The organism is Marinobacter alexandrii (genome assembly GCA_039984955.1).
Lineage (GTDB): Bacteria > Bacteroidota > Bacteroidia > Cytophagales > Cyclobacteriaceae > Ekhidna.
The window spans coordinates 304,720-319,026 of record JBDWTN010000007.1 but is presented as its reverse complement, the minus strand read 5'-3'; the positions used below and the strand labels follow the sequence as shown (position 1 = coordinate 319,026).

8 protein-coding genes are annotated in these 14,307 nt (G+C 38.4%); 6 read left to right on the top strand and 2 right to left on the bottom strand.

All coding sequences use genetic code 11. The features are described from left to right. Window positions 1-13: 13 nt before the first annotated feature. From ABJQ32_07765 to ABJQ32_07745, 5 genes are all read left to right on the top strand, one after another. Window positions 14-1,114: a hypothetical protein gene (locus ABJQ32_07765; protein MEP5289531.1), complete on the top strand. Its 1,101-nt coding sequence runs from the start codon at window positions 14-16 to the stop codon at window positions 1,112-1,114. A gap of 11 nt (window positions 1,115-1,125) precedes the next feature. Beyond that, the gene (locus ABJQ32_07760) at window positions 1,126-2,883 is read left to right on the top strand and encodes a hypothetical protein (GenBank protein MEP5289530.1); all 1,758 of its coding nucleotides are present in this window, start codon (window positions 1,126-1,128) and stop codon (window positions 2,881-2,883) included. Between the two features lie 70 nt (window positions 2,884-2,953). Continuing rightward, entirely contained in the window at window positions 2,954-6,271 is a 3,318-nt protein-coding gene (locus tag ABJQ32_07755) for a S8 family serine peptidase (GenBank protein ID MEP5289529.1), read from the top strand. 12 nt (window positions 6,272-6,283) lie between these two features. Continuing rightward, complete coding sequence (locus tag ABJQ32_07750) at window positions 6,284-7,675, top strand: aspartate ammonia-lyase (protein MEP5289528.1); 1,392 nt, start codon at window positions 6,284-6,286, stop codon at window positions 7,673-7,675. A gap of 14 nt (window positions 7,676-7,689) precedes the next feature. Continuing rightward, entirely contained in the window at window positions 7,690-8,988 is a 1,299-nt protein-coding gene (locus ABJQ32_07745) for a M20/M25/M40 family metallo-hydrolase (GenBank protein MEP5289527.1), read from the top strand. 195 nt (window positions 8,989-9,183) lie between these two features. Here the strand turns inward: ABJQ32_07745 and ABJQ32_07740 are convergent, their stop codons facing one another. Both ABJQ32_07740 and ABJQ32_07735 read right to left on the bottom strand, forming a co-directional pair. Further along, window positions 9,184-9,756 carry a hypothetical protein gene (locus tag ABJQ32_07740; GenBank protein MEP5289526.1) on the bottom strand — a complete coding sequence of 191 codons (573 nt, stop codon included), beginning with the start codon at window positions 9,754-9,756 and terminating at the stop codon, window positions 9,184-9,186. Between the two features lie 45 nt (window positions 9,757-9,801). Continuing rightward, window positions 9,802-10,131, bottom strand: a complete 330-nt coding sequence (locus tag ABJQ32_07735; protein MEP5289525.1) for an antibiotic biosynthesis monooxygenase — start codon at window positions 10,129-10,131, stop codon at window positions 9,802-9,804. A gap of 144 nt (window positions 10,132-10,275) precedes the next feature. Here ABJQ32_07735 and ABJQ32_07730 point away from each other — a divergent pair, with 144 nt between their 5' ends. Then, entirely contained in the window at window positions 10,276-14,301 is a 4,026-nt protein-coding gene (locus tag ABJQ32_07730; protein MEP5289524.1) for a hypothetical protein, read from the top strand. Window positions 14,302-14,307: the final 6 nt, after the last annotated feature.

Below are 14,307 nucleotides of genomic sequence, written 5' to 3'. Positions count from 1 at the left end.
AAACAGCATAATCATGAAGAAATTTATATATATATTAATACTAACCTCTTCCATTCTCTTTACTGGATGTTTTGAAGAGTACGAAGGCGAAATCCCTAGTGGTCAACAGTGGGTTTATTTTGAGAGTACCACATTACGATTTGACGAAGACGCTTCTGGAGCATTAACTACCACAGTGCTTCTTTCAGCAATACCACAATCAACAGACGTAATTATTCCTTTTACTATTGAAAGTGAAAGCTTGGTTGAAGGTACGGACTATACCACTATTACTTCCAATGAAGTGACCATACCAGCTGGTAAAAACAGTGCTACGGTTGAGTTGTTAGCTGGGGTGATTAATAATGATGAACCAGTGGGAAATCGCTCTCTGACAATAACGCTACAAGATGTTAGTGGTTTTGAGGCAGGATTTCCTGGCGAAAGCGGGACCAAATCGAGTATTGAGGTTGTAATTCTGGAAGATGATTTCACCATATTTGGATTTACAAGTTTTGAAGAACCAGAAGGCTTGGATGTTGATTACGAGGATGTTGGTAGCGCTTCTGTCAGCAGAGAATTACCAAATAATCCAGGACAAGCACCTGTACAGTTTGAAAGTACCGGTGGAGAGATGGGTTTTAAGACTTTCTATGTGTCTACTGGCGGAGAAGGAGCCACTGACGGAGACGACTTAGGTGTCACAACGAAGACCAGTATCGTAAATGGAAGCGCTGAAGGGGGGTATGTTGATGGTGTACAGGGGTATTATGTGGATGATACTGATGGAATAATACGGGTGGTTTTTGATGAAATCGATCTTTCTGCTGATGTCCAATCACCAGAACTAATTCTAAGTTACCTCTTCAATGATTCTAATTGGGAAACTGAAGACAAGATATCTGTTGATATTGAATTTGAGGATGAGTCATTATTTAATCTTCTTCTAATAACTGGAGATGATATAGATGATGAAGATTTAGATCGCGAAGGTCCTCGGATTTGGTATGAGTTAAATGCTGACTTAACAGATGTGGTAGGCCAAGGTCCAATTAAGCTGGTTTTAAGTGTGGAGACAGATTCAGGAGCTGAAGAAGTTTATTTCGACAATATTATCATAAGAGGGATACTATAAAACGCATTATTATGAAAATCAAAATAATAAATAAGACATTCTTGAGATCATTATTCAGTATGCTTATCATGATGATCATGATCGGCTGTGTAGATAAAGATTCGTTAGAGGTGAATGTTTCTGATCAAAGTATCGTGTCTTTACAAGATGTAGATGCCACAATTTTTGAAGACGAAACCATTTCACTTGAGGTCACTTTTGTAGAGCCTGCAAAATCATCAGGTACCATTGTTATTTCTTTTTCTGGAAATGGTGTCTATGGAATAGACTTTACCACGAATCCTCAAGGTTCTGCTGAAGGTCTCTCCATTCCCGTCTCAGCTGGAGATGAAGAATTAAAGATTGAATTTATTCCTGTTTTTAAATCAGGTACCGTAGAAGAGGACGTTGAATTTAATGTATCTGTAGACGCAACAGGAGGAGTAGCATTTAATACAAAGACAGAGACAACAATTACTGTTGTAAATAGACCAGAAGTATTTGTTACGTCAGATTTGGACAATTTTGCTTCTACACTCGAACTCGAAAATTCTGCAAGTCAAAATTTTACTGTTGGAGCATTTGGTTTGGAGGCAGGTTTGGTGATTACAGCACCAAATAATTTTGAAGTATCATTGAACGATACCGATTTTTCTTCGTCTGTGACTCTTTCTCCAGATGATATCAATAATCAAGATACTTTGGTATACGCCAGGTTTTCTCCTGGTTTTGATTCATTAGGAACGATTGCAGGTTCTATAGTACTTGAGAGTACTGATGCAATTTCAAGTTCTGTAACATTATCAGGAACAAGTACAGAACAACCCCCAACAATACTAGTAGATGGTACACCTCTAAACCTTGGAGGAACTGCAGCAGGAGGTGTTACATCCTCCCAAGTTGTAGAGGTTTCTGGATATCGTTTTACAGAAAATGTAGCAGTATCTACAACTGGACCTTTTGAGCTTTCTCTTGATGATATTGATTTTTCTACTTCGGCTGATTTGGATTTAGCGATACTGAATGCTGGGAATCCAATAAATGTATTTATTCGTTTTGCTCCAACTTCTGGACTTGACGGTCTGAAAACGGGTACAATTACTTTATCTTCTGCAGGAGCAATTGATCAAGTTATAGATTTGGAAGGCAATGAAGGTCTTTCTCTTATTGCATTCACCAGCTTTGAAGAACCAGTTGGCCTTGATGAAGACTATGTTGATACCGGAGATGCAGCCGTTTCCCGTATCCTTGAAAACAACGATGGACAGGCTCCTGTACGATTTACCAGCACTGGAGGAGAACTGGGCTTTGTAACTGTCTATCAATCAACAGGCGGAGAAGGATCGACTGATGGAGATGATCTAGGAGTTACCACGAAAACAAGCATAGTCGGAACAACTACTCAGGGGGGCTATACAGATGGAGTTCAAGGATATTATGTAGATGATACCGATGGAATCATCAGGTTAGTATTTGAACCAGTAGATGTTTCTTCACTATCCATACTTAGGCTATCGCTAGATTATTTGTTTAATGATACTTCGTGGGAGCCAGAAGATTATATTTCTGTAGTTATAGAAACAGCAGAAGGCTTAGAAACAGAAGTATTGAATTTGAATGGAGACGACATTGAAACAGGAGGACTTGACCCTGAACCGCATGTGTGGAATACACTAGATGTAGATATTTCCGGTCAATTAGGAAATACAGTAAGATTGAAAATCGAAATTTCAACGGATTCAGCAGCTGAAGAAGTCTACTTTGATAACATTCAATTCTTTGGGAATTAAGAACATCTCTTCATACTGACAGATCGGGCGCGAATAAGTCGTGTCCGATCTTTTTAAATTATTTTACTTTATGAGAATCGTCTTTTTTGGAGTATTAGTTCTTATTTCGGTCATTGTATTGTCCCAGACTCCATCTGAGGAAAACAGGAATAAACTGCTTCGTATTGCTTCCAAGCATGATAGTACATTTAAGTATAATCAAGAACGAATTAAAGAATTCCTTAATTCGCAGAATGGAAAAATTCAAATACCTGAAGGGAGTAGTCTTGTAGGTTTCGATAAATCAGGTAATCCGCAATATCGCATTGAACATAATCGCGGAGCTTCTACAGCTACTCGTACCAGCGATTTATATATAGGAGGAACATTGGCCTATAACCTAACAGGTAAAGGAATGATTGCCGGCGTTTGGGAAAATGGATCTCCTAATCCATCACATCAGGAGTTTCAAGGAAGACTAAAAATCATAGATCAGGCAAGTGAAGAAAGAGGGCATGCAAGTCATGTGACAGGTACTATCATTGCTGCAGGTGTCAATCCTGAAGCTCAAGGAATGGCGTATGAAGCTGTTGCTCATGTCTTTTCAGCTGATAATGATTACAGTGAAATAGCAATTGAGGCATCCAAAGGCCTATTAATCTCTAATCATTCTTATGGCAGCTCTGCGGGCTGGACTTCAAGTGGAAATTGGATTGGAGATGAAAGTATTAGTACATCAGAGGATTGGAAATTTGGAATTTATGGACCTGATGCGGTAGCCATTGATGAAATTGCTTTTCTAGCACCATATTATTTGCTGATTAGATCAGCTGGTAATGAAAATGGTGAAAGTGGTGATGGGACTCATCCGCCTGATGGCCCATTTGATTGTATCACAGATGAGGCGATTGCAAAAAACGTGATGACGGTAGCTAACTCGAATCCTTTAGCAGCAGTTCCAAATGGACCTGATGATGTAGTTATTGTGGCTAGCAGCTCATGGGGTCCGGCGGATGATGGAAGGATCAAACCTGATCTGGCAGCTCCAGGACGTAATCTGCTTTCAGCAGAAATTGGCGCGAATGATTCGTATGATACCAAGACAGGTACTTCTATGTCTTCTCCGGTGGTCACAGGTAATTCACTACTTCTACAGCAGCTCTATCATAATTTGAATGCTGAATATATGAAAGCAGCTACTTTGAAAGGACTTCTACTTCATACCACCTTAGATGTGGGAGAAAGTGATGGTCCAGATTACGTCTATGGTCATGGGTTTTTAGACGCTAACCTCGCAGCTAGGGTGATTTCTGAGAATGGAAACCTCGCAGCTTTAGAAGAAAATCAACTCTCAGAAGGAGAGACATTCGAAACCACTTTTGAAGTGACGGACTCAAGTAGACCTTTGGTTGTTTCTATTTCATGGACAGATCCTAAAGGGAATTTGTTGGATGAAGTTCTCGACCCAACAGAACTGAATCTGGTTAATGATCTTGATGTGCGTGTGATTGATGGATTGGGGATAACTTTTGAGCCTTGGATTCTAAATCCTAATAGCCCTGGTAATGCAGCCAAAAATGGTGATAATTTCAGAGATAACTACGAGAAGGTGGAGATCCCTAATCCTGAAACAGGTACTTATACCATCAGGATTACACATAAAAATAGCCTAACGAACTCCAAACAGGACTTTAGCCTCATTGCAAGTAACATTAGTAGAATTGATCATATCGAAACTTACTATAGGATTGGAGGTGGTGGTAACTGGGATGATCCTACCAAATGGAGTAAAAGTAGCGGTGGATTGGCTGCAAATGAAATGCCTACTGCCAACTCCCGAGTGATTGTGGATGAAGGTAGTTTTCCGAATGCGGGTAATTTGATCCTGAATGAAAATACGAGCATTGGGCAACTAGCGTGGAGTACAGGTAAAGGAAAATTAGTGTTTAATGGGAATATGCTGACAATGGATAGGTTGACTACTGTGAGTCAGCTTTCTAGTTCAATTGGAGAGATACAATTAAGTACTACTTCAGATAAAACCCTTTTCGCAGAGTTTGAGGCATCAAATCCAACATTGACATTAATAGTTGATAAAGAAAATGGACAGATGAACCTGAAAGGCCAAGACCTAATGCTTAACGAGATAGTATTAGAATCGGGAACGTTGAAAGTCTTTGACAATCTGGAATCAGATTTAAATCTTAGCTCCTCCAATACGAAAGAATTGATTCTAGATAGTATTGAAATCACTACCAGTAACCTTATCATGGGTAATAGTGCAAACACTTCCCTAAGTGCCAAAGGAACGGCTTTCACATTCCAAGGAAAAGATGAATTGCACCTGATAAGTTCGGATAATACGTTTGATCTCGAGCGAGCTACCTTGGGAGATGGCAGATTGAGTATTTCTCAAAATGGACATATCACCTCCCTGAGTATAAACGATGATACGGAGTTATTACTTGCTGAAAACATCTCGCTAGAAGTGGATGAGTTAAAGGTCAGTGCATCAGCTGATAATGGAGTTAAGTTTTCAGCTTACGCTGGTGCAGCCTCTCTGCTAAGTGATTCCGAAGATAAATTCTGTCTCGACTATGTAGAAGTGGATGGAGTAAATGTTTCAGGAACTTCTAAGTTTGTTCTAGACGAAACAAGTACACTGACTAGTGGGGAAGGGTGGATATCGGCCAGGTGCGAAGATGTTTTATTTGCGAATTTTTCACTGCGCTCTCCATGTGCTGATGCATCTACATTCTTTACGGATGAGAGTGACGGTCAACCAACTAGCTGGATTTGGGATTTTGGAGATGGAACTACATCTTCCGATCAAAATCCAATTCATGAGTATGATGAGACAGGTACATATATGGTTTCTCTTACTGTGGAGGTGAATGGAGAATCAAATAGTAGAGTAGAAGGAGTGATAATCATCAAATCAGAAGTTGTAAGACCTGTCATTGAGTTGACGAGTAATCGTCTCATTACAAATACACCAGGTGAAGTTTTCCAATGGTACCTTGATGGAGTTATTCTTGAAGGAGAAACAAGTAGACTGCTATCGCAATCCCCTCAAAAGGGGCTGTATCAAGTGGAAATTACAGATAACAGCTGCTCAGTAATTTCTGATCCCTTTGTAGTTCTTTCCGCCTTGGATAAAACGAAAGTGATCGAAGTTTATCCTAATCCAGCAACGGATGTTCTATACATCAAATCCTTTAATCAAACCAAGAATGTTAAGATATCCATGTTTGATTTTTCTGGCAGAAGAATAAGGCAAATTACGCGTGAATTTAGCGGAGAAAGTGAATTTGAATTACCGGTGAAAGACCTACCTAAAGGAATGTATTTTATTACAATTACAGATGATTCATCAGAATCACAGTCAGTGCGAGTTATTATTCAGTAGAAAGATTCAGTAATGAAAAGAAAAGAGAAGGATCTTCTAGGAGAAAGAAGCGTAGGAAATGAATTTCTATATGGAATTCAGACATTAAGAGCCGTAGAAAATTTCGATTTATCTGGGATAAAACTTGGAAAATATGGAGAAATAGTTGATGCTTTTACCATCGTAAAGCAGGCAGCAGCACTGGCAAATAGAGACACAGGTATGCTTACTGATGAGATTTCAAATGCGATCTGTTTCGCTTGCGAAGAAATAAGGCAAGGACATTGTTATGAACATTTTCCTGTAGATATGATGCAGGGTGGGGCAGGTACATCAACCAATATGAATGTGAATGAGGTCATTGCCAATATCGCATTGGAAAATATGGGCTCCAAAAGAGGGGATTATGAGAGATGCCATCCAAACAATCACGTAAACATGTCTCAGTCTACCAATGATGCATATCCTACAGCAATAAAGATTGCGCTGATTTTTGCTAAAAACCCATTAATTGAAGAGTTAAAGGGTCTCATTGAGGCATTTCAGAGTAAGGCTGAGGAATTCAAGAATGTGTTGAAAATAGGAAGAACACAGCTTCAAGATGCAGTGCCGATGACTTTGGGACAAACGTTTTCTGCATATGCTACAACACTTTCTGAAGAAATTGACAGAATTGAAAAAAATGCAGAATTATTTCTTGAGGTGAACATGGGCGGCACTGCCATTGGCACAGGTATCAACTCTTCATTACGCTATCGCGAAAAAGTGATCCAACACTTAGCTTCCATTTCAGGACTACCTATTGTGGGTGCGACAGACCTTGTCGAGGCTACTCAAGATACAGGGTCGTTTATTATGTTCTCATCTGCTATCAAGCGTATAGCCATCAAACTTTCAAAAATTTGTAACGACTTGCGTTTGCTTTCCTCTGGACCTAGAGCCGGCTTCAATGAAATTAATTTACCTCCTGCTCAACCGGGATCGTCGATTATGCCTGGTAAGGTAAATCCAGTTATCCCCGAAGCGGTAAATCAAATTGCATTTAAGGTGATTGGGAATGACCTCACCGTAAATATGGCTGCCGAAGCTGGTCAACTAGAGCTTAATGCTTTTGAGCCAGTGATCGTTTTTAGCTTATTTGATTCTATTCATTTACTTACTAAAGGGATCAAGATGTTACGACAGAAATGTATTCGAGGGATTACTGCAAACTCAGAACACTGCCTGGATACTTTTCGAAACAGTATTGGGTTGGTAACGGCACTCTGTCCTACGCTAGGGTATGACCAATGTAGTAGCTTAGCCAAAGAAGCTCAAAGATCAAATGAGAGCATTTATGAACTTGTTTTGAAATACGATTTAATGCCCCAAGTAGAACTGGATAAAATCTTAGAACCAGCTAACCTTACTCAACAACAATCCTAAACCCTATTTTCCAAATGAAACTAATTTCAAGTCTACTAATAATTTTCACATTGAGTTCGACTTTTGCTCAAAGTAAAAAAGCACTAAAAGAAGCAAACATTGATGGCAAACATGTAAAAGCGACCTCCAACCTGCTTAAAAGAGCTCGAGTACAGGATGCTTTTGTCTACATAGATGAACAAGATGAGCCTTTGATGAAAACTTTGATAGATCTTACGGAGGTTCCTGCTCCTCCTTTTGGAGAAGAAAAAAGGGCAAAAATGTTTAAGGATATGCTTGAATCGGCAGGAGTAGATAGTGCTTGGATTGATGAAGTTGGAAATGTTATAGCGCTAAGAAAAGGGACTAACTCGAAAAAGACGGTAGCTCTGGATGCTCACCTCGATACTGTTTTTCCAGAAGAGACAGATGTGACAGTGACCAGAAAGGGAGATACACTCTATGCTCCTGGAGTAGGGGATGATACAAGAGGATTAGCCATGGTTCTTCAAATTTTAAGGGCGATGAATCATGCAACTATTGAAACGGAAAATGATTTATTGTTTGTTGGAACAGTAGGAGAAGAAGGTATTGGAGACCTTCGAGGAGTCAAGCACCTATTTAGTGAAAAGAGCGATGTGAAAATAGATTCCTGGATTGGCATTGATGGAGGTTCTGTAGGTAGGATCAATTACAAAGCTTTAGGATCGGTTAGATATCGGGCCAATTTCAGCGGTCCAGGAGGACATTCCTGGGGAGCTTTTGGTTTGGCAAACCCACACCATGCTCTCGCAAAAGCTATTGATTATTTTACAATGGAGGCAGGCAAGTATGTGGCCAAAGGACCGAAGACTTCTTTCAATATCGGACGGATTGGAGGAGGCACGTCGGTTAATTCGATACCGTTTGAATCGTGGTTTGAGGTGGATATCCGCTCGCTTGACCCCATGCGAATAGTAGCAATGGATAGCCTGTTTAAATCAAATATGGAAAGAGCGGTAGATGATTACAATAAATCTGGCGTAGAGGATAAAGTAATCTTGAATCTGGAGCCTATTGGGGACAGACCTTCAGGAGAGCTTTCAAGGGAATTGCCACTCATTCAGCGCTCTATTGCCTCCACAATTTTGTTAGGTGCTCGATTGAGAGAAACTACAGGTTCCACCAATGGTAATATTCCTATTTCTCTAGGTATACCATCCGTAACGATCGGAAGGGGAGGAAGAGGAAAAAATGCCCATTCCTTGGATGAGTGGTGGGCCAACATTGATGGTGCAAGAGCCATCAAGCTTGCTCTATTGATCACAGTATCCGAGGCTGGTCTATCAAATTAACATCCTTGATAATTGTTTGAGTGCAGCTAGTTTGGATTTATGCTTTCTAACAGGCTGAATTTTAGAAATTTATTTTATAGCCTTGGGTTTTTGCTTCGTTTTTGAGCTAAGCCAAAAATGAAGAACCCGTCCGGTTCAAAGACATAAAATAGAATAAACAAGAACTCCCTAATTAACGAAACCAATAAACTTGTATTAATCCCTTCTCATGAACCAAAGTGTGTAATCCTGTGATTGCTTCCAGATATGATACGTGTAAAATCCGAATCGTTCGTAGACGTTCTTATTTCGTTCAACGGAGGTTTCCAGTAGAACAGGAAGCTCTTGCCTTTTTGAGAACTCGAAAATCCCTTTTTTTAGATCTTGAACACCTCCTGCACCTTTTTGATTAGGGTCTACGCCAAGAAACCAGAAGTTCAGATGAGGTTCATTTGGACGATGCTTTTTGAGGTATCCTTCGCGTTTTAAGACCAGAGGTACGCGAGAAATACCAATAGCTTTCCAAATCAACACAACCTGATCCAGGTAACTCTGAAAGTTGGATTTAGATGGTTCTTTAAAGCAAATTGCAGCAGCAGATTTGTCATCGGATAGAAATACACCCTCATTGGTGATTCCAGTTTTCACAGCATATTCTATCAATGCTTTTAGTCGTTGCTGTACTTTCTCATCCTGCTTGATCACCCATAGAGCACTCGGATTGGTCTGGAAGGATTGGGTGAGGATCTGAATGACTTTTGATGTATCGGATCTAGTTATCTTTTTCAAAAAAACAAATATTTAAGGTGTTGATAATGAATAACCTATGACTCTTCAATCATTCCTTATGATCTCAAATTGACCCGGCGACACTTTTATTGGGCTTGGAAACCCTTTGCCAAGTACCTTCATATCATCAGTGTTTAATCCATCATCACTATTAAATCCACTATTTACTACTGCTTGAAATGATTCATAAGAATCCCAAACCACGATATTGACAAAATTGAATTTATTATCACTATTGATTGAGCGGTAAAAAGTGGAACTGACAAAACCTGGTTTTGATTTGAAGTAGGCGATATAAGTATCACGAACGCTAATGGCTGTTTTTTCGAATCCTTCTGGCACTTCAATAGAATTAATGACGCTGACTTGTTTCATAAGCAGATCTTAAAAATTTTGATTGATTAAGTTAAAAGAACAAATAATTAGTTTACTAGCTAGTCATACTATTTTTGATGAGTATCAAAAACAATTAGTGTACTTTGTGTTTTTACTGTATGCGCTCATAGAATTAGCCCTAGCTTGAAAAAATCAAAAGCCAAGAAAAAATTTTTACTAGCCGCAGCAACTTTATTTGTTGGGGTAGCGGTAGTTATGGGATTCTGGGCTCTTGGAAAGAACTATGCAGATGAAATTCTTAATGAGCTGGTAAAACGGGAGTCCAAAGGTTTTTACAAGTTAAGCTTTGAATCACTGGACTTGGACATATTTGAGAGAAGGATTACAATCAATCATCTCAAGCTCAATGCGGATTCCTCCGAAGGTTTTGAAAACCTTGGATTGTCTAATATTTATGAAATAGAACTTGGTCAACTATTGATTGATTTCAAGTCCATTATTGGTTTCTATATTGACAAAGAACTTGAAATCAGCAATGTGAGAATCGTGGATCCGAATATCACAATGATGAAGCTAAATTCTTCCGAGAAAGGGAATTTCAGCTTGGAGGCAGGCAATCTTTATCAAGCAATTTCGGACTATATGGAAGTTCTTAAAATCGATTACTTCCGGATACAAGATGGATCACTAGCACATCATCCAAGTCAGTTTAAAATGGGTAATATTGACTTTGTCGTTCAAAACCTGATGATGGATTCGCTAGGAAGAGTTAATAGCGTATTTTACTCTGAATCTATTGAATTAGAGATCAGAAACCAGAAGTTCTTTTTGCCCGATGATATCCATACGATAACTTTTGATAGTTTTTTACTATCAACAAAGGATTCAATTCTTCGGTTTAAAAACTTTCAAATAATGCCTCTCCCTAGCTCAGAGATTACTTTTACTGGAAATAATGATGTTAATGTTTATCAAATTCAGGTACCTGAATTATTACTCAAAGGTGTTGACTATGTAGCGGCATATCAGGAAAGCGAGTTAAAGATAAAAGAGCTTATTCTTACAGAGCCAACTGTCTTTATCGATGATGAAACACATGCAGACCAGAAACAGCGAGAAGATGATAACTCTATTTTGTCATTGCTATTTAATGTTTTCAATTCACTAGAGATTGGAAAATTGACTGTTGATGATGCTCACATTGATTTAAAAATTGATGGCGAGAAAAATTATCAACGCATCAAAGCTGAAGAAACAAATCTGATCTTTCATAAAATTCGAATAGACTCTTCAACCTATCGATTTGATACACGAAATAAATATTTCGAAGACATTGAGTTGGATGTACATAACTATCGCTACTTTCTACCAGATAGCGTACATGTTATGAGTTTCGATTTGTTGAAAATAAACTCGATTAACTCAGACCTACTTATTAAAGATCTTGGAATAGCTCCCTCTATGTCATCCTACTCCAATATATTAACAGTAGCATTGGAGCTCCCTTCCCTTGAAATTCATGGCATAGATTACCGCAAAGCATTCCTGGAAAAACATCTTTCGGCAGATACCATAAGTGTCCTAAGCACGGGCCTTGAACTTTTTGGAGAAAGTGATCCTGATAAGCAGATAAAGGTTGATTCAATTTATCAAACTATCCAGACTTATTTTAAAAAAATCAATATTCAAAATTTCATCCTTAGAGGGAGTTCGTTGGCTCTATCCGAAGATGTGCAGATAGGAGGAGTCTCACTAATAGCAAAACGAGTAGATTTTAATTCGGAGACTAAGTTTTGGAGTCAGATCTTTGGAGATATTAATCTTGAAGTAAATGATTTCAACCTTCTTCAAGATAGTATAAAAGTCTATGGGGAACGGATGGGAGCAACAGGAAATCTTGAGAATTTTTATTTTGAGAATTGGAGACTTAATGTCGGCACAGAAAATCAAAAAATTAATGGAACCATAGATAGTCTACTAGTGCATGAAGTAAACATAGATAGTGTTTTGCAAGGAAAAGTAAATTACTTTAAGAAGGCACTGATCATTCGGCCAGATATAACTTTTCGTATTTCTAGTTCAATAGAATCAAGTCAATCCGTGGATCATATTGAAAAAGAATTAGTCATTGTAGATGCGTCCTTAAAGGGAATATTGAATGACATAATGATTTCTGTTGATAGCTTGAGTACAGATGTTTTTGTAGGGGACAGTACCGCTTTTAGAAGTCTTGATTCCAGAAATATTGACATCCGATCATCCAAATTCAATCATCTATTAAAGATGAGTCGCCTCGATTATGTTCTGGAAGGAGGAGAAATGGATTTTCATGATATACTGATTGCTCCGATGGAAGCTGATTCCAATTCATTGTTGATTAATGCATTTATACCAATGATCGGACTAAAGGAATTCGAACAGTCAAGATTTTTTGATGACAAGGTGCTTTCATCTTCGGAGTTAATCATTCAAAATCCTCTAATTGATGTGTTTCTTCCGAAGGAGGAAAATGATTCTATTTTGACAAAAGATTCTGTTGATTTTGTCATTGACCTAGCCTCAGCGATTGTGCTTTCAGGAAACATCAATCTAACCAATGAAAATTTAAAATTAAAAGATTTAAAACTCAAGAATGCCTCTCTGGAGTTAACCGATGTGCAATACCCGAATGCAATTGTCAGTGCTGATAGAGTGTTATATTCTACTGATGTGAACCTTCACATAGAACACCTCAAATCATTGTTTACTTCCAAAGAAAGCATGGACTTGCATGGCTTTAGGTACAATACCAATGATGATTATGTTTCATTAGACTCCATATTGTTTGAATCAAAAGAGGGTCTAGTAGAAGCTCAGGTTTATGAAACTAACATTGTTGGCTTAGACGCCAATGCTCTTTATAATGAGAATGCAATCTCACTGGAGTCACTCACAATCATGGAAATCTCTGGAAAAAATGAAGTGACAGTTAAAGCGGAAGAAAAAGGAAATTTTGAAATCGGTAATCGGTTAGATATTCAAAATCTATCCATTAAAGATATTGACTGGACCTTTTCAAATGATCAGAAGGAGTACAATGTAAACGATGGCTATCTTGAAATTGAGGGTGTTGAATCAAATGATACGTTGACCACACGAAATATTTCTGACCGGATTCATAAACTAAAATTTGGCGGAAGTGAGTTTGTGTTAGCTATTGATGATGGCTATCGAATGGAGATTGACAGCTATGAGCTTAGACATCCAGAACACTCTATCGATTTGAATGGTATCAAGCTAAAGTCTCGATATACCAAAGAAGAGTATTCGGACATCACCCAATACCAAAACGACTGGTTTGATGTATTCATTGAACGAACTCAAGTAAAACGATTTGATTTATCTGAATTCATCAATCATGACACTTATCAAATAGATCGTCTCAATATGGAAGGAGTGGATGCCTTCATTTATAGGGATAAAGCAGTTCCATTCGATGAAAATCAAAGTCGCAAGCTCCCTCAATCAGATCTGAGGGATCTTGACATCCACATTCAGATAGATACGATTCATTTATCTGGTGATATCGTGTATCAAGAAAAAGTAATGGATTATGAGCAACCAGGAGAGATATCGTTCAATGAACTGGATGTTGACCTTTTGAATATAAAAACCAAAGATGTTTCTAAAAATGGACTAATGATTCTTAGTGGAGATGGTAAACTAATGAATGCTGGTTCCTTTGAAATTGATGGGATTTTTAACTTGAGTAGTTCTAATGATCAATTTTCATTAGGAGGAAAGATTGAGAACTTCCCTCTTGATTCTATGAACCGTATGTTAGTTCCGGTGGCGAATGTTCGCATTGATCAAGGAATTGCAAAGCAGCTTTTTTTCAATTTTATAGCTAATGATACTTTGGCTCAAGGAGAGATGAAATTTAAGTACAACGATCTGCGAATTCAACTTTTGAATGCGCAAACCCATGAGAAAGCAGGGCTTGGCGCAGGGTTAAAAACGTTTTTTGCAAATACATTCGTAGTGAGAAATAGGAATCCAAGCTTTCTATTCTTAAGAAAAGGAATCATCTTCCAGAAGCGAGATACATCCAAAGCAATTTTCAATTATTGGAGCAAAGCGCTTCTGAGCGGCGCAGTTAGTAGTGTAGGAATTCATAAATCTGATAAACAGGAAAAGAAGTTTGAAAAGAAAGTTGAAGAGGATAATTGATAGCTG